We start from the raw sequence: 23,030 nt of genomic DNA on the forward strand, positions 1-23,030 counted from the left end.
GTTTCTATATATATAAAATGTAGAAACACACATTTATGTGTGTTGGTTATAAAATAGAATTAACTTTAGCAATTTAGTTTTACCACTTCTGCCTAAGCTTACAGCTTATAACTTACAGCTGTTTTGAACTTTCAGTTTTCAATTGATGTTTCTAAATACTCAACAAAAGTTTTAACGCAAAGCGGGTCAAACTGAAAACCGGAATACTTTTTTATCTCTTCTATAGCCTCTTCAGATGATTGCCCCTTCTGATAGCTCCTGTCTGAACGCATTGCGTCATATGCATCTGCAAGCATTATTATCCTTGCAAGAAGGGGAATGTCCTTGCCCTTTAAGCCATCAGGATAACCCTTTCCGTCATATCTTTCGTGGTGATGTCTTACAATTGGACAGAGTTTTGAAAGGGATTCTATTGGTTTTAAAATATTTTCTCCTGTAACCGGATGCTTCCATACTAAGTCCTTTTCATCATTTGTAAGTTCATCTGTATTTCTGAGAAGGTCATCCGGCATACCGATTTTACCTATATCATGAAGCAGTGCCGCATCCCTTAAAACATCAATATCGCTCTGTGCAAGTCCCATATTTTTTGCAATTCCTATTGCATATTTAGCCACCTGTTTTGAATGCCCGATAGTATATTCGTCTCTTGAGTCAACAGCAGTAGCAAGGGCTATTATGGTTTCAAAATATGATTTTTCAGCATTTTTGCGAAGCCTTGAATTTTCAAGCGCCATCGCTATCTGGCTGCTTAAATTTTCAAGCAAAAAAAGTTCGTCCTCTAAATATTCACCTCCGTTTTTTTTATCAGCAAGGCTTATCACTCCTATAACTCTGTTGCCAAGAATAATGGGAGCGCTTATGCTTGTTTTGCTTTTGTCAATTGGGCATAAAACCTCATTGACCTCAATAGTATTATTTATGGAAATTCTGACAGACTTCTTTTCTCTTATTACTTTTTTTATTATTCCTTCTTCTCTCCAGTTCTCATAATATTTCAAATCTTCATCAGTTGCATTGACATTAACCAAAAGACTCATAACCCCTTTTTCATCATCCTGCATAAAAAAAAACCCCTTGTCTCCCTCAAGGACATGGACAGTTGTAGACAAAAGAATTTGCATTACCTTGTCTATATCAACAGGAGAAGCAATAATATTTCCTATTCTGAAAAGCATCCTTCTCATCTGTTCTTCTGATGCTTCAAGGTTTTTTATGGTATTTTCAAGGTTGCTTGTAATCCGGTTAAAATTCATTGCGAGCCCGCTTATCTCTTCCCTTGCTGATTCTGTCAGTCTCTTGCTCACATTTCCTTCAGCAACTTCTTTTATTGCACTGATGGCTTTCATTATTGAACCTGCCATTGTTGATGAAAGGTAAATTCCAAGAAAAATAATAACTACTTCAAGAGACAATAAGATAATAAGCTGGTATTTTGAATATTCTTCAGGAAGGTTATAATTTATAATAAGGTAACTGGAAATCAGAGCAGGTAAGATTGTTGTAAGGGAAAATATTATAAAAAGCTTATAGCCTATTCCCCGCTCTTTCACTTGACCTATTTTTTTTCCCTGAAACACTAATTTGTTTTTAAGAAAAATATAATTTTTTTGAAACTTTCCGCATTTAAAAACGCATTGTTTTTATAAAGCAATAATCTGCTTGAGTCAACATTAATTTGATTTTGATTTACAATTCTTTATAACTTTTTTTCTTTTTACATAAGAATTTATAAATTCCTTATACACACTACATCATTAATCTTCAATTCAATAATTAATAATAGCTTGTAAAAAAGAATATTTTTGTTTATTTTCATAAAATTAATTTAACAAACTACACTCTTTTGGAGCAAAGGATGATTCAGGTAAGCAATCTAACAAAGACCTATGGCGAGCAGATACTCTTCGACGGTGTGAGCTTCTCCATCAGCCCGGGTGAAAGGGTCGGGCTTGTCGGCAGAAACGGCCACGGAAAGACCACTCTCTTCAGGCTCATACTTGGCGAGGAAAACGCCGACTCCGGAACTATCAGCATCCCGAACAGGTACATAATCTCTCATCTTTCCCAGCATATCAGTTTCACAGAGGACACTATCCTCGAAGAAGGATGCCTGAGCCTGAGACCACAGGAAAAAGGCAGAGATGAGACCTACAAGGTAGAGACCATTCTTAACGGTCTCGGGTTTTCTAAAAAAGACTTTGGCCGCAACCCTTACGAGCTTTCAGGCGGATATCAGATACGGCTTAATCTTGCAAAGGTTCTTGTTTCAGAGCCGGACATGATACTTCTTGATGAGCCTACAAACTACCTTGATATCGTCTCCGTCCGCTGGCTTACGCGCTTCCTTCTCGCATGGAAGGGAGAGCTCATTATTATAACCCACGACCGTTTATTCATGGACAGCGTTACAACACACACAATGGCAATCCACAGATGCAAAGTCAAAAAGATAGCTGGCTCCACACAAAAGCTTTATGACCAGATTGCAACGGAAAAAGAAGTCTATGAACAGACACGGACAAACATCGAGAAAAAACGCAGGGAAGACGAGCAGTTTATTAATCGCTTCAGGGCAAAGGCAAGCAAAGCCCGCGCAGTCCAGTCGAGAATAAAGCAGCTTGAGAAGAAGGAGAAACTTGAAGAGCTGTCTGATGTAAAAAATCTGGATTTTAAATTCAAATCGATTCCTTTTTTTGGCAAGAGGCTCATGGATGTTGAGGATTTATTATTTTCTTTTGACCATGTTTCTCCCCCGCTCATTGAAGGGCTAAATTTCTCGGTTGCAAAAAACGACAGAATCGGTGTTATCGGGAAAAACGGCAAAGGAAAAACTACACTCCTAAATCTTCTTGCCGGAGAACTTTCACCTATTAGCGGAAATATTATTACGCATCCAAAACTTAAGGCTGCCTATTTTGGTCAAACCAACATAGACCGCCTTAATCCCCAAAAAACAGTTGAGGAAGAAATGCTTGATGCGCACCCCGGGCACGACCGCAGGGCCTCCCGCAGTATCTGCGGTCTCATGATGTTTGACGGCGACAAGGCATTAAAGAAGGTAAGCATACTTTCAGGCGGAGAGAAGAGCAGAGTCCTTCTCGGAAAACTTCTTGTAAGCCCGGCAAACCTTCTTCTTCTTGATGAGCCAACAAACCATCTTGACATGCAGTCCATTGACTCAGTGCTTGAGGCAATAAACAAATTCGATGGAGCAGTTATAGTAGTAACCCACAGCGAGCTGATACTAAATTCCTTAGCGACTAAGCTCATTGTATTTGATAAAGGTAAGGTAAGCATCTTTGAAGGGACATACCATGACTTCCTTGAGAGGATAGGATGGGAAGATGAAGCATCTCTTATAACAGACAGCAATAGCAGAAACGGAAAATCGCAAGATAAGCCGCTAAGCAAAAAAGATGAGAGGCGCGCAAGAGCTCAAATAATTTCTGAAAGGTCAAAGATACTCGGAGCATTGAAAAGCAGGATTGCAAAAACTGAAAACACCATCATAAGCCTCGAAAAGGAAATAAACCAGAACTCAGAGGCTTATCTTGAAGCCTGCCAGGCAGGCAAAGCTGAATTAATCAAAAAGCTCTCAAAGACAATCCACGAATCGCAGAAAAAAGTTGAAGAACTATTCACTGAACTTGAGGTTCTCTTTGACGAGCGTGAAAAGAAAACAAAAGAATTTGAGGAACGGCTTGGGAATTACTCTGAACTCCAAAATTTTTAAAAAGTAGAGCTTCGCTCTACTGCTACAATTAATCGACTCACCCATTCACTTCTTCCACTATCATATCCGCTACCATATTCCCGCTGTGCATAGCTGTTGCAAATCCTCCCATAAAAAGCTGTGAAAAAGCCTGATAGCCAACCATGTAGAGATTTGGGACTGGAGTCCTTATCAGGCATTTAAGCTCTGAGCCCATCTCATCAGATTCATCCCACGACCATCCGGCACAGGCGCCTTCGCTTCCTCCACCCCATGTTTCATATGTCAATGGTGTTGATGCCTCAGAAAATTCAACAGAAGAAGAAAGTCCGGGCAGAATCGTTTCTGCTGCCTGAATCAGATATTTTATTATTTTATCCTTATACTCATAATATCCTTCTTTCCGTCCACCTTCCATGGCTTTCCATTTTCTGAAGTGCTGATAGGGTGCATTTACTCTGATAATTATAGCGTCCTTTCTTTCAGGAGCAAAGCTTTTATCTTTTCCAGACCAGTGGCAGATTTCAAATTCCCTTCTTGTAAAAAACTCTTTTGAGAAAGTACCGCTTCCCCATAAATCCACAGGGGCTATACTGGAACGATAGAAAAGATGTAATGCCCTTAAAGCGCTCAAGTCTACTTTGGAAGAATCAACACCAAGGTAAACACAGAAAACTGAACCGCTGTCTCTTAAATCTCTCACCCATTTTACAAAATCATGGGGCAGAAAACTTTCACCTATCATCTGAAGGAAAGTAAGTTTATGGTCAAGACATGAAATAACAATGTCAGACTTAATCTCTTCTCCTCCACTAAGTTCTACACCTGTAGCCTTACCATTTCTAACAACGATTTTTGATACCGGAGAAAAAGTTCTTATCTCCCCTCCGTTTTCAGATATTATTTTTGAAAATAATTTGCCAATCCCCTCAAAACCGATGTCAGGGTACCATATGCCAGTTTCACTCATCAAATCCCACATGTTCGCAGCCAAAGAAGCTGACATTGTTCCCTCTTCAAAACTTTGGTTTGCCAAAAGGTTTTCAAGAATTTCATCTTTCACAAACCCATCTGCTAACTTATTTGCACCAACTCTGCTGTATTTTTTTATAACCGAAAGTCTCTTTTCAACCTCATTGCCATATGGTTTTTTAGCTTCGTTTTTTTTATTTCCCTCAAGCAGTTGATAGTCCCACTCCCACCTTTTATCCTGAGCCTTTCCAATCTTCTTCATCAATCTAAAAAATGAACGGATACCCTTTTTTTCTTCTGGAAAATATTTTTTCAATTCATCAGTCAACTCTTGAAAAGGAAGTGAAAGAAGCAAATCTATTTTTCCAGATTTATACTGGAAATGTGAGCGCTTGAAAGTAATTTCTTCTTTTACGCCTAGTTCCTTCAATGTGCTGGCAACATAAACTGGATAGCTGAATGATAATGGCCCTGCTGCAAATGTATATCCTTCCCTTCTGAACACTGAAGCTGTTCCTCCAATATGTTCGAATTTTTCGCAGAGAAGGATTTTCATTCCATTTTTTGCAAAACGCGCTGCGCATGTAAGCCCGCCAATTCCTGCCCCGATTACTATGCAGTCATATTTCATAGAAATAATAAAATATAATTTGTCTTTGCAATATGAAAGTAGCGGGACAAGAATGTCTCGCCTATCGATAGGCGGGGTTTTCTAACCCCGCATTTTTATAAGACCTGTTTTTACATCTTACGAGGTACGACATAGAAACGACAAAATACCAGTGACGAGCGACCAATAAAACTACTTCCTCTTCGACATCACAGAATCAAGTGACTGGTGCAGGGCTTCAATTACATGTTTCTGATACTTTCCTACAGGAACACCATTGTAGATTACTTTGGTTTTGCCCTGTACCATTATTCTGCTGTATGGAACTGACCAGTCAGGATAGTCAATTGGCTTCTCTATATCATACTGGTCAAAGTTCTGGTAGCATTTCATTGCGTGGTGCATAAGCGTGTCAGAATTTTCTGCAAAAAACTCAATTGGAAGTCCTATTGCATAATCATAATTCTCTTTAATTGCATTCCAGTAAGCGCGGTTGGTTGAAAGATATTTTTCCTTTGGGTCCCAGATAGGGTCTGCAAATTCATCCTGGCAGGTTACTACATTTGTTTTGCTGAACTTGTACTTCTTCAGCATTTCCTTTACATCTTCATAAAGTTTGTCGCGGTATGCAGGTGCAAGTTTTAACCAGCCTTCCCACTGAAAAGCGTCCCAAGGCATTCCGTGGACAGTAACAGCAACTGTGACAGATGAGCCCTCTGGAACTGTATCAAGCCTGTCTTCAAGCATTTCAAGGAAAGCCTGTCTCAGTGGCTGAAAATTCCCCATCTGCGGAGCAATGATTATCTTGATTTTTTTGTTGTGCTCTTTTTCCCATTCTTCTATGTATTCAAAACAATGATAAAAACTTGAGTTAAAATCCTCGAAGTGTGAATAGATGCCCATTGGAGAAGAAAGGATTATTGTTTCGCATCCGGAATCAAGCAGTTCATGGAGCTTTTTCCTCATATCATAATAGAAAAGGTTAGTCTCTGACCTGAACTCCACATCTTTATATTTCTGCTTGATTTTATCAAAGGCGCCATTGATTATTTTAAAACTCTCTTCCCAATGAGGCAGTTTTTTCTGCTTAATCCCGTGGTCATAGTAGTAAAGCCTTGATTTATTCGCAACCTTTCCGCAAATAGACGGCTCACCACCCAAACGCCCTGTATAGAGAAAGTATCCATGGTCAAGATAGATTCTTGAAGATGGCGGTTGCCATATAACCTGTCCCTGATGATATTTCTCTATGTAAGGAGTCCCGTCAAGGTCCCGGTCATCCCCGAAAGCGTCTTCAAGATGAGTTGGAACGAATGGTTCTCTGGCATGGACGTGTTTAGGGTCTAAAAGCGCAACTCCTCTGTCCTTAGTGGCAAGAACATTGAAAGGCCAGGGAATAACAACCTTGAATATCTTCCTTACAATATTATGAAAAAACCAGTGGTTGTGGTTGGTTGGCATAATAAGGGCTGTTGCAAATATGCCTACTTTTCCGACTGGTGTAGTGTCCTGATTCTCATAAATCTCAAAGTAATCTGGTTGGGGTCTGCGATTCTTGTATTTAAAAAGCGCAAAGGAAAAAACGATAATGATAACGAGCACAACCAAAATTCCAATAAGAATACCCATAACCTTTCCTCCTCTTTTTCAAACTAGACTATAATCTTAAGATGCGGGGTTAGAAAACCCCGCCTATCTATAGGCGGGACATTCCTGTCCCGCTAATTTTCATGATTATATGGAAGAAAACTAATATTAAAGGGATATACCTATGTCAAGTCAAAAAAAGTAAACTGTCTTTACATTCCCTTGACACTTCCTACAAATTTTGTATTTGCAACTTACGATTCATAGACAAGCCCGTGGTTTTCAGGATGGAAGGCTAAAGCCTCCACTACCCTGTAACCACAAAACTTTGCATACTTACAACTTTTTTCCAGACCCCTGAATTTCTCCCTTGAACTATTTCAATAAATTTATAATTAGATTAAAAAGTTTAGATAAGGAGGGTGTAAAATGAATAATAAGTTCATAATCTTTTTTAGTACTCTGTCTATTTTATTGCTGGTGCTTATCACATACGGCAAAAAAGATACCCGTGCAGAAAAGAAAGATGAGTTATCCTGCCCTGATGTTTCAGTAAACTCTAAGGAAATGGCAATGAGCGATGAGGAATGGAAAAAACTTCTTTCAGAAGAACAGTACAACGTGATGAGAAAAAAAGGGACAGAACTCCCCTTCTCAGGGAAATACACCTACAATAAAGGAAAAGGAATTTATCAATGTGCTGCCTGCGGGAATGAACTTTTTAGCTCAGACACAAAGTTCGAATCAGGTATAGGATGGCCCAGCTTCTGGAAACCTGCATATGATGGAAGTGTAAAAACAATAGAAGACAACAGCCTTGGAATGAGGAGAATAGAAGTAATATGTGGAAAGTGCGGCTCTCATCTTGGTCATCTATTTCCAGATGGTCCCAAACCAACTGGACAGAGATACTGCATCAATTCAGTAGCGCTCAAATTTAACAAGGAGGAGAAAATGGAGAAAGCGACTTTTGGAGGTGGGTGTTTCTGGGGTGTAGAAGCAAAATTCAGAAAACTAAAAGGAGTTGTAAATACAACAGTCGGTTATATGGGAGGCACATTTAAAAACCCAACTTATGAAGATATATGCACAGACAAAACAAGCCATGCAGAGGTTGTGCATATAGAATATGATCCTTCTAAAGTTACTTATGAAGAACTCCTTGATGTTTTCTGGAAAGTTCACAACCCAACACAGTTTAACCGGCAGGGCCCTGATATAGGCACCCAGTACAGGTCAGTGATTTTCTTCTATTCACCTAAGCAGGAAGCATTAGCAAAAAAGTCTTTAAAAAAACTTGAAGACTCAAAAGTCTATGACAGAAAAATAGTTACACAGATTGCTCCTGCTGCTGAATTTTACAAAGCAGAAGAATATCATCAGCGCTATCTTGAAAAACACGGGCTTGACAGCTGCAAGGCCTTTTAATGCAAACCTTGCAGATATGATTTGGTTTTTTATTGCGATAGGTTCAATACCAGACCTCAGTGCCTTTGCCTTTGGGAACCATAGTCTAAAAGATTTTTTTCCAGGACCTGTCAAAACAGAATTAACAATACTGGTTTCAGTAATTCCATGCTTGACATGGAACCCGGTTATTTATATTAAACCAGAATTCATATCTTTACAGGGATAATAGTTTTATAGAGTTTTTTTCAATACAAGCAATGAACACAAAAAACAAAAGTAAAATCACAATCGGGCTTATCCAGACCCTTGTTTCTGAAAATCCTGAGGCAAATTTAAAAAATATCATAGAGAAAGTAAAAGAGGCTGCGGGGGAAGGTGCAAAGATTGTTTGCCTTCAGGAACTGTTCAGCACAAAATATTTTCCACAGTTCAGGAACAAGAATGCTTTCAAATTAGCTGAAACAATTCCGGGAAAAACCACAGATGTCCTTTCCGCTCTTGCAAAAGATTTCAGAATTGTCATCATCGCGCCAATCTTTGAAAAAGATTCAAAGAAGAATTATTTCAACTCTGCTGTTGTAATAAACACAGATGGAAAACTTCTCAATACTTACCGCAAGGTTCATATCCCCCAAGATTCGCTTTTTTATGAAAAGACCTACTTCAAACCGGGAAACTCCGGGTTTAAAGTATATAATACTGAATATGCTAAAATAGGAGTTCTGATATGCTACGACCAGTGGTTTCCTGAGGCTGCGAGGATTCTTGCACTCAAAGGCGCTGATATAATATTTTACCCAACTGCTATAGGATGGATTAGAGGTTATACTTCACCTGACGGAGACTGGCATGATGCATGGGAAATAATCCAGCGTTCCCATGCAATTGCAAGCGGAGTACACGTTGCATCAGTGAACAGGGTTGGAACAGAAGGGAAACTTGAATTCTGGGGACAATCCTTTGTCTGTGACTCTTTTGGGAAAGTGCTTAAAAGAGCAAGCAGCAAAAAAGAAGAAGTGGTCGTGGTAGAAGTTGACTTAAGCAAGAACAAAAGAATCCGCGATGGTTGGGGATTTTTAAAAAATAGAAGACCGGAAACGTATGGGATGCTGGTAAAAAAGTGACTCGTCGTTCGTGACTCGTGGATAGTATAAATTTTAAATTTTAATTTATCATTTAGACTTTTGATTTTTCATAATGACCAATATAAATAACCAAACCAAGACTCCTTCCCAGTTAGGCTACTATATGCCTGCTGAATGGGAAAAACATGATGCAATCTGGCTTTCATGGCCACATGACCCCATTACCTTTCCTGACCGCGTTCAAAAAGTTGAAAAAGTTTTTCTAAATATAATAAAAACAATTCATAAAAGCGAAAGAGTAAATCTTTTTGTAAGAAATGAAGATATTGAGGCTAACGCTTTTAAACTATTGACTTTTAAAGATGTTGATTTGAGCCGTATCAGTTTTTTTGTTTACAACTACGCAGATGTCTGGTTTAGAGACTATGGACCTATTTTTCTGTTAAATAAAAATGAAAAAAAAATAGCCATGTCCCACTGGATTTTCAATGCATGGGGTGGCAAATACAAAGACCTTATTAAGGATACAGAAATTCCATCATTTATAAACAAACATCTTAACCTGCCCTGCTTCAAGCCCGGAATTATTCTTGAAGGTGGTTCAATTGATGTAAATGGCAATGGAACCTTGCTGACAACAGAAGTCTGCCTTTTAAATAAAAACAGAAATGCTCATCTCGGCAAAAACGAAATAGAAAAATATCTAAAAGAATTTCTTGGAGTAACCAATATTATCTGGCTCAAAGATGGCATAGTTGGGGATGATACTGATGGCCACATAGACGATATAGCAAGGTTTGTTAATCTTTCTACTGTCCTTTGTTGCTATGAGGAAAATAAAGAAGATGCAAATTATAAAATACTTAAAGAAAACTATGAAATTTTATGCGAATCAAAAGACCAGGATGGGAATAGATTAGAGGTAGTAAAATTACCAATGCCGGGTTTTATTGGAGATAAGGAAAGAAGACTTCCTGCAAGTTATGCAAATTTTTACATAGGCAACAGTGCTGTGCTGGCTCCTGTTTTTGGAAAACAAAATGACAAGAAAGCCCTTGAAATAATCCAAAGACAGTTTCCTGAACGCAGTGTTGTTGGAATAAATTGCAGCGACCTTGTGTACGGACTCGGGACGCTACACTGCATCAGCCAGCAACAGCCCGCACTTTAGGGTTTTATAAATGATAATTAAGATTACTCTATTTCTTTCCCTGCTATGGATTTTAAATCCCTTCCTTGGAAACAACCCCTTTTTCAAATAAATAACTGAGCAGGATAAAACCTCCGCAGGGAGAGGCATCATAATTGCAGTCAGGGTCCCTGAAATCGCATCCATCTATGAAAAAATCACATTTTTTGCAGATAATCTCTTTCAGGATATCATCAGACCTGAAAGTTATTTCTTTTACCTGAACCCTTAAACCCTCTGTTTTATCCTGAAACATTTTGTTATCAAGCAAACTTTTCATTATCTCAAATCCCCTGCAGGCAGATTCTTCTTTCTTGCCCTTCTTGTAAAACCTGCAATGCAATTCACAAATTAAATATTTTTTTTGTTCTTTCACAATCATTTTATAAACCTGATAGTTGTCTGCTTATAACTTATAACTCACAGCTGAAATTTTTATGTTTCAGTCATACATCTTCTCAATAACATCCCTGTATTTTTCAAGAATTATCCCCCTCTTTACTTTTAGTGTCGGAGTAAGTTCTTCTGATTCAATTCTGAAATCATCCGCTACAAGAGAGAATCTCCTGACCTTCTCAAAAGTCGCAAGCTCTTTGTTGATTCCATCAGTGATAGACTGGTACAGAGAAATTATTTTTGAGTTGTTTATTAACTCCGGTTTACTGGAAAATTCTATCTTCTCATCTTCAGCATATCTCTCAAGGACTCCAAAATCAGGGACAAGAATCGCGGTTATGAACTTCATCCTGTCGCCTATTACAACTGCCTGAGATATGAACCTGTTTTTCCTGAATGCATTTTCAATCTGCTGTGGCGCAACGTACTTCCCGCCTGATGTCTTTATCAGGTCTTTAAGTCTGTCCGTTATGGTAAGAAAATTATCTGAATCCAGAAAGCCAACATCTCCTGTATGTAACCATCCCTCATCATCAATTACCTTCCTTGTCCCCTCTCCATCCTTATAATACCCCTGCATTATAACAGCCCCTCGTACAAGTATCTCATTCCTGTCTCCAATTGCAATTTCAATTCCGAGCAATGGTTGTCCGACAGTTCCATAACGGACATCATCTCTCCTGTTCAGTGTAACGGCGCAGGTTGTTTCTGTCAGCCCGTATCCCTCCTGAATTACCAACCCCAAATCACTGAAAAACTCGCCAACCTCTTTATACAGAGGTGCACCTCCTGAAATAAGCATTCTCAGCCTTCCTCCAAGCCTCTCTTTTATTTTCGAAAGGACTATTTTCTCAGCAATTAAATTTTTTATATAACTGATTCTGTTTCTTTCAGTCCCCCTGTTTTCCCTGTAAGCTCTTCCGGATTTCAGCGCCCAGTGAAAAAGTTTTTTCTTGAATTCACTTTCCCTTTCAACACCATCCGAAATCATTGAATAGATTTTCTCATACACCCTTGGCACTGAAACAAGAAGCGTCGGCTTGAGCTTTGCAAGGTTCTTTGCAAGGGCTTCGATATTTTCCGAGTAACCAACCCCGCATCCGTTAAATATCACGAAATATTCAACCATCCTCTCAAGAACATGGCTCAGAGGAAGAAAGGATATCAGGAGGTCATCTTTTTCAACCTCAATACTTTTCCCGAGAGCATAAATCTCCGCTGTAATATTGCGGTGAGAGAGCATAACTCCTTTTGGAACTCCTGTTGTTCCGGATGTGTACATTATCGTTGCCATATCAGATGGTTTCACGGTTGATACTCTTTTCTCATAGCTTTCAGAGCCGCTTTCAAGCCTCTCTCTCCCGGTTTCAACAACTTCCCTGAAAGTAAGAGCCTCTTCCGGGGTTCTTTCTGAATTGCTCTCAAGAATAATTATTTTTTCAATGGTTTTCAGTTTACTCCTTATAGAAAGAATCTTTTTCAGAAGCTGCTCGTTTGAAACAACAATTATTTTTGAACCCGAATCATTGATAATGTACTCAAGATGGGACGGGGTCAGGGAAGTGTAAAGGGGAACATCTATCCCTCCTGCCCCGATTGTTGCAATATCACATATCATCCACTGGGGCAGGTTTTCTGAAAAAATAGCAAGCCTGTCCCCTCTCCTGAACCCGAGGGCTTCAAGTCCTGCCGCAAAACATTCAACCTTCTGCAGAAATTCCCTGAACCTTATTGCGTGGAATTTCCCCTCGTGTTTGTACAGGAGAACCTCTTTGTCCGGATATTTTTTTGCAGTCTCTAAAAATAACTTGCCTACCGTGTCCATTTTCTCAAAAAATCCAAAAAGTTTTTAGCCTTGAGTTGCAATTTGAACTTCAGTTTTAATTTTATTGACACAATCTTCATGATTAGTCTATTTTAATATCACATTTAATTTTTTTGTAAATACAGGCAATGAAAAAAAATATTTTTAAAGAAAAACGTGGATATCCAAGAATCAAATCACTTCATTTAAATGCCTATAATTATTTTGATCAAAAAGAATACGAGAAAAGGAAGGGAATTGCCCTTACGTTGAATATCAGCTTGAGCGGAATGTTCATAGAGTCAGGGGTTCCTTTTCCAATACACTCAGTGCTTGAAATAACTCTTGCCCTTGAGGAAATCCTGCTGACATTAAAAGGCGAAGTGAGAAGGTCTGAGATAGCTGAAAATGGAAATTATCACCTCGGAATTTTTTTTGTTGATATCTCCCCTGAATCACAAAAAATCCTCAATACTCTCATTCCCTCATAATTCTGTCTCTAAGTTTCCAATTTATAATCTAAAATTTGCCCTCTCACTTTCTCACCATTGCAGACCTTGCATGGGCATCAAGTCCTTCAATAGATGCAAAAGTTATGAGAAGCCTTTTTAGCTTTAAAAATTCTTTCCTGTTAAAAGAAACAATGCTGATTCTTTTCACAAAATCATCAACTGAGAGAACTGAAGAAAACCTTGCTGTTCCGCCTGTTGGCAGCACATGGCTTGGTCCTGCGGCATAGTCTCCAAGAACTTCCGGAGTATAACTCCCAAGAAACACAGCGCCTGCATTTTCTACCTTAGATACAAGACGCATTGGGTTCTTTACCATTATCTCAAGATGCTCCGGTGCAATCCGGTTTGCAATACCAATACCGTCAGAAATTGTCTCTGTTATGATTATAGCTCCGAATTTTTCAAGCGCCCTGATTGCTATTTCAGAGCGGTTAAGTTTTTTTATCTGCGCTGATATTTCTTTTTTAACCTGAGAAGCTATTTTTTCTGAATTGGTTATCAGAATTGCTGATGCTGTTTCGTCGTGCTCAGCCTGAGAAAGAAGGTCGGCAGCAATATATTTGGGGTTTGCCCCTGCGTCAGCAACAACAACAATTTCAGTGGGACCTGCAACCATATCAATCCCGACCTTTCCGAAAACCATTCTCTTTGCTGTTGCCACATAGATGTTTCCGGGTCCGACAATCTTGTCAACCCTCGGAACTGTTTCTGTTCCGAAAGCCATCGCAGCAATAGCCTGCGCCCCTCCAATCCTGTAGACTTCATCGACTCCGCTCCACCTTGCCGCAACAAGCGGGTACGGGTTCAAATCTCCCTTTGGAGCAGGAAAGCACATTATGATTTTTTTGACACCTGCAATTCTTGCAGGAATTGCGTTCATAAAAACTGATGACGGGTATGATGCCTTGCCTCCCGGAACATAAATCCCAACTGTTTCTATTGCTCTCATCCCCTGCCCGAGGAAAATTCCCTTCTTCTCTGAATAAACACGGCTTCCCTTTAAATACTTCAGGTGATATTTTTTTATCCTTGTCATTGCTGTCCTCATAGCCTTTTTCACATCGCCGGGAACCATATTCTCTGCAGCAATGAATTCTTTTTCTGATACCTTCAGAGTATCAGGTTTGATGTTTACACCATCAAACTTTTTTGTTAGTTCAATCAGCGCTCTGTCGCCGTATTTTTTGACCCTTTCAATTATCCTGCTTACTCTCTTTTCAACCTCCGGCGATTCCTTTCCATGGCGATTCAATAAAGCCTTAAAGAAATTATTAAATTCCCTGCTGTCAGCTTTTATTATCTTCATCATTGTTCCACTCACCCCCTTTCATGATAATGAATTCCTGACCTCTTAAAGACCCTAACCCTTTTTTAAGTAACTAAATTTATTACAAAATAAATCTCTTGACAATCAAAAAAATAGTAATATAGAAATAAAAGGAAATTATTTTAAAGGAGTAATCCAATGCAAAGAAATAAAATATTCCTCATTCTGCTCTCAATATCCCTAATAATCCCTCTCATCAGTTGTGAATCTTCAAGAAAGAAAAAAGAATACCAGAAGCATTTAAGCCAGGGAGAAAAATATTATGCTGAAAGTGATTTTGAAAAGGCAATAGAAGAGTTCAGGCTTGCAGCAGAAATAGACCCTAAATCTGATGAAGCCTATAAAAATATAGCCGTGTGTTATTCAAACCTTTTCCTTGTTAACATAGACCCCTTTCAAAAACCAAAACGTCTTGAGATAGCAAACAATGCAATTAAATATTACCAGAAAGTTATAGAACTAAAACCTAATGATGCTGAGGCGCAACTTAATATTTCAAGCGAGTATGCAAAGATAGGTAATATGTATATGAACGATGGTCAGTTCCCTGAAGCCATTCTATACCTCAAGAAAAGAATCGAAATTGACCCGAACAACTCAGAGGGACATTACACAATAGGCGTCCTTGACTGGGGATTATGCTTTGACAACAGAAAACTTTATAATGTTCTGGGCATGAAAGATTATGTAAACAACCTCAAGGCAAATGAAAGCGCAGTTGAAAAGATAAGCAGGGTTTCAGGGATAAGCAAGGAACTTGTCCCGCAGGTGCTTGACGCAATAAATACAGATGAAGGAACCGTTCTTGGAAAACTGGATAAAAAATCATTAATGTCCCGGATTACGAGTGTCCCGAAAATTAAAAAGGAATATGGAGAAAAGGCAATTGAGTGTATAACAAGTTCTCCTCAGGATATAATAAGCTGTATTGGGAAAATTGAAGGAATCAAACCAGAAGAAGTAAAGATGCTTCACTCTGTTTTGAGCAAAAGCCCTGAAAATTTAGCAAACTACATTCCCCTTGTAGTAAGCGGTGTCAATAAGAATGCTGCTGCAAAGGCTGTTGATTTAATAATAGACCTTATTAAAAATGAAGCAATTGAAGATGGTTTAAAATCCCTTGACAATGCGATAGAACTCAATAAGAATTATCCCGATGCCCTTAATTATAAAGTGCTTCTGTATGTTGAGAAAATAAAGCTTGAAAAAGACAAGACAAAGCAGGATGAAGCTATCAAAACAGCTGCTGATATTTCTGCACAGGCAAGCAAGCTCAGAGACTCTAACAAAACTGATGATATGATAAGCAAAGAAATAGAAGCATTCAAGAAAGCCGTTAATAATGTAAGGGGCAAAAGCAGGATTCAATCTTAGAACAAATCCCCCTCTTCTCCCCCTTTTCTAAAGGGGGAAACAGGGGGGATTATCTCTTAAACTCTAAACCCTCGAACCCTTGAACCCTTCTCTATATAAATAGCGGTGCCAGAACGAGTGTGATTGTGCTCAGAAGCTTTATCAGAACGTGCAGTGACGGACCTGCTGTATCCTTTAACGGGTCCCCTACTGTATCGCCAACTACTGCTGCCTTGTGGGTATCAGAACCCTTTCCGCCAAAGGCTCCGGTTTCAATATATTTCTTTGCATTATCCCATGCGCCGCCGCCATTGTTCATCATTGTCGCCATAAGGATTCCGGTAATTGTTCCTACCATCAGAAGCGCTGCAACAGACTCAGCACCTATGTTTCCTGAAGAAGAAAGATACTTAAATGAAAAACCAACTGAAACAGGAAAAAGAACTGCAATAATACCGGGAAGCACCATCTCCTTTAAGGCACCTATTGTAACTATGTCAACGCATCTCCCGTAATTTGGCTTTGAAGTTCCCTTCATGATACCGGGGTTTTCCTTAAACTGTCTTCTTACTTCATTTATTATACAATACGCTGCCCTTCCGACAGCCCTGATAGCAAGGGCGCTGAAAAGGAAAACAAGCATTGCTCCAAGAAGTCCAGCGACAAAAACCGGCACACGGCTGAGATCTACCTGAATTACTTTATGGGTAATTTTTTGAACCTCGTCAAGATATGCCCTGAAAAGAAGGAATGCTGCAAGCCCTGCGCTTCCGATTGCATATCCCTTTGTAAGAGCCTTTGTTGTATTTCCGACTGAATCAAGCTTATCAGTTCTCTGTCTTATCTTTTCAGGCTGTTTTGACATTTCTATAATTCCGCCTGCATTGTCTGTTATAGGACCAAATGTATCCATTGCAAGGATATATGCGCATGGTGCCAGCATTCCCATTGTGGCAATTGCTGTTCCGTAAAGCCCTGCGCCTGTTACACCAGGCAGTGCAAACTGCCCGCACTTGTATGCAGCCATTATTGCTGCAGACATAACAATAATAGGGGCTGCTGTACACTCCATTGAAACTGCAAGCCCTGTTATGATGTTTGTTGCAGGACCTGTCCTTGAAGCCTCAGCAATAGATTTTACCGGTCTGTATTTAAATTCTGTGTAGTACTGTGTGATGAAAACAAAGGAAAGAGCTGTCAGAATCCCGATTACACCTGCAGCAAAAAACCAGTTATTATTAATGCCAGGACCAGGAGGAAGAAGGAGTTGTACAGCAAAGTAAAAACCTATCATAGCTATCACGGTTGTAACATAATAGCCCCTGTTAAGTGCCTGCATAGGGTCGCCATCTTCTTTTGTTTTAACAACCATAACTCCTACCATTGTGGCTATAAGTCCAAAGGCTCTGGCAAGAAGCGGAAACATAATTCCGCCAAGTCCGAATATCGGGTAAAGGGCGATTCCAAGAATCATTGCTCCAATATTCTCTGCAGCAGTTGATTCAAAAAGGTCAGCGCCCCTTCCTGCGCAATCACCGACATTGTCACCAACAAGGTCTGCAATTACTGCAGGGTTTCTCGGGTCATCCTCAGGAATTCCTGCTTCAACCTTTCCAACAAGGTCTGCTCCGACATCCGCAGCTTTAGTAAAAATTCCTCCTCCAAGCTGTGCAAAAAGAGCAACAAAGCTTGCTCCGAAACCAAATCCTACAATCTGGAGAGGAACAACAAGATACTGATCAGGATCAAGCCCGCCGTAAAAATAAAAAAGTCCGCCAACTCCGAGTAAACTCATCGAAACCACTGCAAGCCCGGAAACAGCGCCGCCTCTCAATGCAATCTGCAATGCCTTGTTTAGGCTTTCCCTTGCTGCTGATGCTGCCCTGATGTTTGCACGGATTGAAACAAACATCCCAATGAACCCTGCAACTGCAGAACAGGCAGCGCCAAGTATGAAGGCAAAAGTTACCTTTAATGCTATTGAAGGTCCAAGCTCTGTTATGTTTGGGCTTGAGCTGTAATTATAAAAAAGAAAAAGTGCAGCAGCAACAACAATGCTTAAGAGTCCGATGGTTTTATACTGACGTCTTAAAAATGCCTCAGCTCCCTCTTTGATTGCGTTTGATATTTCCTGCATCTCTTTTGTTCCGCAATCCTGTTTGAAAACATAGCTTGTCAGATAACCTGCAAATGCAAGAGAAATCACGCTTATTGCGATGATTATTAATAATATTGTAAGCATCTAAAACCTCTCTAAAAAAATGTTAAATGTTAGAATGTGAAAATGTTAAAATGTATCTTAAAGTTTAATACTTAAATTTTGAAGGCGTAGATTTGACTGAAAAGGTCAAAATTGTCAAGCGGAAAATATGGGGGGGCAAAAATTTATGCGCTAAAAAACTTTATTGAACTTCGTTAGAAAATTTTTCAGTCTTAAACTGGTCTCTCACGCTTGGATGGCTTGACCTTATCTTCTCTTGCCTTTCTCTTATCAAGTGCTATCTCAAAAACCTCTCCAACGTTTTCAACAAAAATAAACTTCATTTTCTCCCTGACATTCTTTGGAATATCCTCTAAGTCGTTCTCGTTTCTTTTAGGAAGAATGACAGTGTTTATTCCTGCGCGGTTTGCAGCCATAACCTTTTCCTTTATTCCGCCAACAGGAAGAACCTTTCCCCGAAGCGTTATCTCTCCAGTCATTGCAAGTTCATTTTTAACAGGCCTTCCTGTCAGGAGAGAAGCAAGAGAGGTTGCCATTGTTATCCCTGCCGAAGGACCGTCTTTTGGAATTGCGCCTGCCGGCACATGGATATGAATATCAGAACTATTAAAAAACTTCTCATCTATTCCAAACTGTTTTGCCCTTGACCGCAGATAGCTTAAAGCAGCCTGCGCTGATTCCTTCATCACATCCCCCAAGTGTCCTGTGAGAGTCAAGCCCTTGCTCCCCTTCATCTTTGTGGATTCAATAAAAAGAATATCCCCTCCTGATGGAGTCCATGCAAGCCCTATTGCAACACCCGGTTCATCGGTCCTTTCTGCAATCTCTGAAAAGTATTTCTTGTTCCCTAAAAACTCTTTTATGCTGTCTTTTGTTACTTCAAACTTTCCCTCTTTTCCCTCTGTAATTCCCTTTGCCACTTTTCTGCAGATATTTGCTATTTCCCTTTCAAGATTCCTTAAGCCCGCCTCTCTTGTATAATCTCTGACTATGGAGACTATTGCCTCATCATGTATTAAAAGATTATCATCAGTCAAACCGTTCTCAAAAAGCTGTTTGGGAATTAAATGTTTTTTTGCGATGTGCAGTTTTTCATCCTCCATATAACCCAAAAGTTCAAGCACCTCCATCCTATCCATCAAGGCAGGTGGAATTGGGTCAAGGAGATTTGCAGTTGTAATAAACATCACCTTTGAAAGGTCAAAAGGCACATCAAGGTAATGGTCTGAAAAAGAAAAATTCTGCTCAGGATCCAAAACCTCAAGAAGCGCTGAAGATGGATCTCCCCTGAAATCCATCCCGATTTTGTCCACTTCATCCAACATGAACACAGGATTGTTTGAACCAGCAGTTTTGACTCCCTGAATTATCCTTCCGGGCAAAGCCCCAATATAAGTCCTTCTATGCCCTCTTATCTCAGCCTCGTCCCTTACACCTCCAAGTGAAAGTCTTATGAATTTCCTTCCCAAAGCCCTTGCAATGGATTTTCCCAAAGAAGTCTTCCCTGTCCCAGGCGGACCTGCAAAACACAAAATTGAACCCTTTGCATCCTTTTTAAGTTTTCTTACTGCAAGATACTCAAGAATTCTGTCTTTTACTTTTTCAAGGTCATAATGGTCATCATCAAGAATTATTTTGGCACGCAGGATATCAAGGTTGTCCTCTGTTGAAACTGCCCAAGGAAGCGCAACAAGCCAGTCAAGGTATGTCCTGACTACTGTGTGCTCTGCTGACTCAATAGGTATTACTTTTAACCTGTCAATCTCTCTCTTTGCTTCCTTTTCAGCCGTTTCAGGCATTTTTGCTTCAGCAATTTTTTTCTCAAGCTCTTCAATTTCAGAAGATCTCTCATCCTTCTCGCCAAGTTCTTTCTGTATTGCCTTTAACTGCTGTCTTAAAAAATACTCTCTCTGTCCCTTATTTAACTCAGACTGAACCTCAGATTGAATCTTCGTGCCAAGTTCCAAAAGCTCTAAATTCTTCTGAACAATTGCAATAACTTTTTCCACTCGTATTTTAACATCAAGAGTATCAAGAATCTCCTGCTTCTCCTCAAGGGTTATATTCAAGCTTGAAGCAACAAGGTCAGCAATTCTTCCAGGGTCTTCAATGTTCATAACCATAATCTGAAGCTCTTCAGGAAGATAGGGTATCTTTGAAATAAGATTAGAGAAGTTATTGACAAGAGCAGCCTTTAAAGCATCCATCTCCTTTGATGTCTCGAAAACATCGTCAACAGTTTTTATCTTACCTTTAAAATATGGGGTATATTGGGTACTCTCTATTATACCAATCCTTTTCAATCCCTGAACAAGTATTCTTATGGTTTTATCCGGAAACTTGAGCATCTTGAGTATCACAGCAACCGTCCCAACTTCATTTAACTCCGGTTTTTCACCCTTTTCTCTGTTTGGATTTTTCTCAAGGAAAAGTCCAACCATTTTATCTTCTGCAAGAGAATCATCAATAAGCTTTATTGAATTCTCTCCCGCAACTACAAGCGGTGTTACGGTTGACGGGAAAACAATCATATCCTTCAAAGGTAGGATTGGAAGATCTTTAGGAATTTTTTCATTTTCCTCTTTTTTATCCTGATTTATTTCTTCTCTCTCGCTTTTATCAAAAAAAACCATTACTTCCCTCCTCTTGTAGGGGAATGGCATGTCATTCCCCTAATATTCTATTCTTCTATCTCAACCTTTATTATTTTTCTTCTTTCCTTAAACGGCAATCTTATTTTCAGAATCCCTTCTTCAAGGTTGACTGAAATCTCCTCTGCATTAATCTTTTCCTCAATTTTTATCAGGCGTTCAAATCTGCCATGTTCTATTTCAAGCTGCGTAAATTTTTTTTTGTTTTGTGCGTACGGTTGCTTGCGATTACCTCTCAATCTCAATATTCCATCCTTGTAAGTAATTTCCACTTCGCTTTTATTGACACCTGCAAGCTCAGCAAAAATTATAACTTCTTCGTCTGATTCAACAATATCTATTGAAGGTCTCCATACTGCTTCAAGTGAAAATCTAGAATGTCTGACAAAATTATGGAACCTGTCAAAAAATTCCTCAAAATCCATTATTCCTTCTTCTGGTTTTTTATCATATATATCCATTTTAAACTCTTCTTTCTTAAAAAGACTAAAGATTTACTTTAAGAAGTTTCAACTTTCTCTATAACTCTATATTTTTCATAATTCATTACTCCTTTCAATTGAAAAATTCCATTTTTTCAAGTTGATTTAAGACTCCACTTCTCGTTAATCCTAAAGTCATAAGACAGAAGTTATAGTTTATAAGTTATTTTTCATCCCTTAATCACACCAAGAGGCTTAAGCTGAGCTACTTTTCTGCTAATTCCTGCTCCAGTTACTACATTTACGACATCAGTTACATTTTTATAGGCTTCAGGCACCTCTTCATCAATTGTTCCCCTTCCAGAAGCTTTAACAAATATATCATTCTTCTCGAGTTCTCTCTCTATGGCTCTTCCTTTAACTAATTTTTTAGCCTGATTCCTGCTCATCAGCCTTCCTGCCCCGTGACAGGTGCTTCCAAAGGTTTCATCAAAAGCCCCTTCTGCTCCAACTAATACATAGGAGCATCTCCCCATATCTCCTGGAATTAAAACAGGCTGTCCTGTTGAATAATAATCCCTTGGTATATGATGACTGCCGGGAGGAAAAGCCCTTGTTGCCCCTTTTCTGTGAACACATAATTTTTTTTCCACTCCATTTACAGTATGAGTCTCAATTTTTGCTATATTATGTGCAACATCATAAACCAAATCCATTCCGAGGTCATTTGGCCCAATTCTTAAAACCTTCTCAAAAGTTTCTCTTACCCAGTGAGCTATTATCTGGCGGTTAGTAAAAGCATAGTTAGCAGCGCAAGCCATTGCTCCCATATATCTTTTACCTTCTTCAGATTTTAAAGGTGCGCAGCATAGCTGTTTATCAGGAATTTCTATATCATATTTTCTTATAGCATCAATCATTACCTTAATATAATCATCGCATACCTGATAACCTAACCCTCTTGAGCCCGTATGTATCATTACAGTGATTTTATTTTTCTCTATGCCTAAAATGCCTGCAAGATTTTCATCATATACCTCTGAGACATAACCAACCTCTACAAAATGGTTTCCTGAACCCAATGTTCCAAGCTGGTCTTTTCCTCTCTCCAAAGCCCTCACACTTACAATCTCAGGATTTGCCCCAGAAATACACCCCTCACTTTCTATATGGAGAAGGTCTTCTTCAGTGCCAAATCCCATTCTGACTGCCCATTTTGCTCCCATTTCAAGAACCTTTTTTTCCTCATTGCTGCTTAATTTTAAATCCTTCCTGTGCGAACCAACTCCAGTTGGTATATTGGAAAACATGACGTTGGTTATCTCCCTGATTCTTGGTTTAACATCTTCCAGAAAAAGATTTGAACTCAACAACCTGACCCCGCAGTTTATATCATAACCCACACCCCCTGGAGACACAACCCCTTTATCAACATCAAAGGCAGCAACACCTCCAATCGGGAAGCCATAACCCCAGTGTATGTCAGGCATTGCAAAGGAAGCCTTGACTATGCCTGGCAACTGAGCCACATTTGCAACTTGTACTAAACTCTCATCCTGCCTTATGGTTTCAATCATTCTTTCATCAGCATAAATCACACCATCTACTCTCATCCTCCCTTTTTTAGGAATTTTCCATCTGTACTCATCTATCCTCTGCAACTCCATCTTTTCTGCCATTCAACTCACCACCTTTATAAGTTCACTATAGTAAACGACAAAAATAAATTGACATATCTCAATCCCGATAGACGGGGTTTTCTACCCCCGTCTCGGC

At 39.3% G+C, this 23,030-nt stretch carries 17 protein-coding genes; 7 read left to right on the forward strand and 10 right to left on the reverse strand.

Translation table 11 applies throughout. The features are described from left to right. Positions 1 to 131: 131 nt before the first annotated feature. Positions 132 to 1,580 (reverse strand): hypothetical protein, encoded by a 1,449-nt coding sequence (locus A3H37_08255; protein OGL48007.1) that lies wholly within the window; start codon positions 1,578 to 1,580, stop codon positions 132 to 134. 278 nt (positions 1,581 to 1,858) lie between these two features. Between A3H37_08255 and A3H37_08260 the strand changes: the two genes are divergently transcribed. Beyond that, the gene (locus A3H37_08260) at positions 1,859 to 3,736 is read left to right on the forward strand and encodes a hypothetical protein (GenBank protein OGL48008.1); all 1,878 of its coding nucleotides are present in this window, start codon (positions 1,859 to 1,861) and stop codon (positions 3,734 to 3,736) included. Positions 3,737 to 3,773: 37 nt separating this feature from the next. Here A3H37_08260 and A3H37_08265 read toward each other — a convergent pair whose 3' ends face one another. Together A3H37_08265 and A3H37_08270 are read right to left on the reverse strand one after the other, a co-directional pair. Continuing rightward, positions 3,774 to 5,318 (reverse strand): hypothetical protein, encoded by a 1,545-nt coding sequence (locus A3H37_08265; GenBank protein ID OGL48009.1) that lies wholly within the window; start codon positions 5,316 to 5,318, stop codon positions 3,774 to 3,776. A 171-nt stretch (positions 5,319 to 5,489) separates the two neighbouring features. Further along, positions 5,490 to 6,926: a hypothetical protein gene (locus A3H37_08270; protein ID OGL48010.1), complete on the reverse strand. Its 1,437-nt coding sequence runs from the start codon at positions 6,924 to 6,926 to the stop codon at positions 5,490 to 5,492. A 531-nt stretch (positions 6,927 to 7,457) separates the two neighbouring features. On the opposite strand from A3H37_08270, the gene A3H37_08275 reads away from it, so the two are divergent. From A3H37_08275 to A3H37_08290, 4 genes are all read left to right on the forward strand, one after another. After that, entirely contained in the window at positions 7,458 to 8,312 is an 855-nt protein-coding gene (locus A3H37_08275) for a hypothetical protein (protein ID OGL48069.1), read from the forward strand. After that, positions 8,290 to 8,520, forward strand: coding sequence for a hypothetical protein (locus tag A3H37_08280; GenBank protein OGL48011.1), 231 nt, complete (start codon positions 8,290 to 8,292; stop codon positions 8,518 to 8,520). Before A3H37_08275 ends, A3H37_08280 begins: the two co-directional genes overlap by 23 nt. Before the next feature lie 31 nt (positions 8,521 to 8,551). After that, entirely contained in the window at positions 8,552 to 9,418 is an 867-nt protein-coding gene (locus tag A3H37_08285; GenBank protein OGL48012.1) for a hypothetical protein, read from the forward strand. A 124-nt stretch (positions 9,419 to 9,542) separates the two neighbouring features. Further along, the gene (locus A3H37_08290; GenBank protein ID OGL48013.1) at positions 9,543 to 10,550 is read left to right on the forward strand and encodes a hypothetical protein; all 1,008 of its coding nucleotides are present in this window, start codon (positions 9,543 to 9,545) and stop codon (positions 10,548 to 10,550) included. 52 nt (positions 10,551 to 10,602) lie between these two features. On the opposite strand, the gene A3H37_08295 is transcribed toward A3H37_08290, so the two are convergent. Continuing rightward, positions 10,603 to 10,950, reverse strand: coding sequence for a hypothetical protein (locus A3H37_08295; GenBank protein ID OGL48014.1), 348 nt, complete (start codon positions 10,948 to 10,950; stop codon positions 10,603 to 10,605). 60 nt (positions 10,951 to 11,010) lie between these two features. Then, on the reverse strand, positions 11,011 to 12,789 hold the full coding sequence (locus A3H37_08300; protein ID OGL48015.1) for a hypothetical protein: 1,779 nt from the start codon (positions 12,787 to 12,789) through the stop codon (positions 11,011 to 11,013). A gap of 128 nt (positions 12,790 to 12,917) precedes the next feature. Here A3H37_08300 and A3H37_08305 point away from each other — a divergent pair, with 128 nt between their 5' ends. Next, positions 12,918 to 13,259 carry a hypothetical protein gene (locus tag A3H37_08305; GenBank protein OGL48016.1) on the forward strand — a complete coding sequence of 114 codons (342 nt, stop codon included), beginning with the start codon at positions 12,918 to 12,920 and terminating at the stop codon, positions 13,257 to 13,259. Between the two features lie 43 nt (positions 13,260 to 13,302). Here A3H37_08305 and A3H37_08310 read toward each other — a convergent pair whose 3' ends face one another. Beyond that, a complete protein-coding gene (locus A3H37_08310; GenBank protein OGL48017.1) occupies positions 13,303 to 14,589 on the reverse strand; it encodes a histidinol dehydrogenase in 1,287 nt (428 codons plus the stop codon). A 156-nt stretch (positions 14,590 to 14,745) separates the two neighbouring features. On the opposite strand from A3H37_08310, the gene A3H37_08315 reads away from it, so the two are divergent. Next, positions 14,746 to 15,981: a hypothetical protein gene (locus A3H37_08315; GenBank protein OGL48018.1), complete on the forward strand. Its 1,236-nt coding sequence runs from the start codon at positions 14,746 to 14,748 to the stop codon at positions 15,979 to 15,981. 91 nt (positions 15,982 to 16,072) lie between these two features. Here the strand turns inward: A3H37_08315 and hppA are convergent, their stop codons facing one another. From hppA to A3H37_08335, 4 genes are all read right to left on the reverse strand, one after another. Beyond that, positions 16,073 to 18,202, reverse strand: a complete 2,130-nt coding sequence (hppA, locus tag A3H37_08320; GenBank protein OGL48019.1) for a sodium-translocating pyrophosphatase — start codon at positions 18,200 to 18,202, stop codon at positions 16,073 to 16,075. Positions 18,203 to 18,393: 191 nt separating this feature from the next. Beyond that, on the reverse strand, positions 18,394 to 20,814 hold the full coding sequence (locus A3H37_08325; GenBank protein ID OGL48020.1) for an endopeptidase La: 2,421 nt from the start codon (positions 20,812 to 20,814) through the stop codon (positions 18,394 to 18,396). Between the two features lie 47 nt (positions 20,815 to 20,861). After that, positions 20,862 to 21,293, reverse strand: coding sequence for a hypothetical protein (locus A3H37_08330; GenBank protein ID OGL48021.1), 432 nt, complete (start codon positions 21,291 to 21,293; stop codon positions 20,862 to 20,864). A gap of 191 nt (positions 21,294 to 21,484) precedes the next feature. After that, entirely contained in the window at positions 21,485 to 22,933 is a 1,449-nt protein-coding gene (locus tag A3H37_08335) for an RNA-splicing ligase RtcB (GenBank protein ID OGL48022.1), read from the reverse strand. Positions 22,934 to 23,030 lie beyond the last annotated feature (97 nt).

The organism is Candidatus Schekmanbacteria bacterium RIFCSPLOWO2_02_FULL_38_14, assembly GCA_001790855.1.
Lineage (GTDB): Bacteria > Schekmanbacteria > GWA2-38-11 > GWA2-38-11 > GWA2-38-11 > 2-02-FULL-38-14-A.

Bases quoted from the DNA above. Each gene is read 5' to 3' on its own strand.
- A3H37_08260 (OGL48008.1), top strand. From the start codon at position 1,859: ATGATTCAGGTAAGCAATCTAACAAAGACCTATGGCGAGCAGATACTC.
- A3H37_08265 (OGL48009.1), bottom strand. From the start codon at position 5,318: ATGAAATATGACTGCATAGTAATCGGGGCAGGAATTGGCGGGCTTACA.
- A3H37_08270 (OGL48010.1), bottom strand. From the start codon at position 6,926: ATGGGTATTCTTATTGGAATTTTGGTTGTGCTCGTTATCATTATCGTT.
- A3H37_08275 (OGL48069.1), top strand. From the start codon at position 7,458: ATGAGCGATGAGGAATGGAAAAAACTTCTTTCAGAAGAACAGTACAAC.
- A3H37_08285 (OGL48012.1), top strand. From the start codon at position 8,552: ATGAACACAAAAAACAAAAGTAAAATCACAATCGGGCTTATCCAGACC.
- A3H37_08290 (OGL48013.1), top strand. From the start codon at position 9,543: ATGCCTGCTGAATGGGAAAAACATGATGCAATCTGGCTTTCATGGCCA.
- A3H37_08295 (OGL48014.1), bottom strand. From the start codon at position 10,950: ATGATTGTGAAAGAACAAAAAAAATATTTAATTTGTGAATTGCATTGC.
- A3H37_08300 (OGL48015.1), bottom strand. From the start codon at position 12,789: ATGGACACGGTAGGCAAGTTATTTTTAGAGACTGCAAAAAAATATCCG.
- A3H37_08305 (OGL48016.1), top strand. From the start codon at position 12,918: ATGAAAAAAAATATTTTTAAAGAAAAACGTGGATATCCAAGAATCAAA.
- A3H37_08310 (OGL48017.1), bottom strand. From the start codon at position 14,589: ATGATGAAGATAATAAAAGCTGACAGCAGGGAATTTAATAATTTCTTT.
- A3H37_08315 (OGL48018.1), top strand. From the start codon at position 14,746: ATGCAAAGAAATAAAATATTCCTCATTCTGCTCTCAATATCCCTAATA.
- hppA (OGL48019.1), bottom strand. From the start codon at position 18,202: ATGCTTACAATATTATTAATAATCATCGCAATAAGCGTGATTTCTCTT.
- A3H37_08325 (OGL48020.1), bottom strand. From the start codon at position 20,814: ATGGTTTTTTTTGATAAAAGCGAGAGAGAAGAAATAAATCAGGATAAA.
- A3H37_08330 (OGL48021.1), bottom strand. From the start codon at position 21,293: ATGGATATATATGATAAAAAACCAGAAGAAGGAATAATGGATTTTGAG.
- A3H37_08335 (OGL48022.1), bottom strand. From the start codon at position 22,933: ATGGCAGAAAAGATGGAGTTGCAGAGGATAGATGAGTACAGATGGAAA.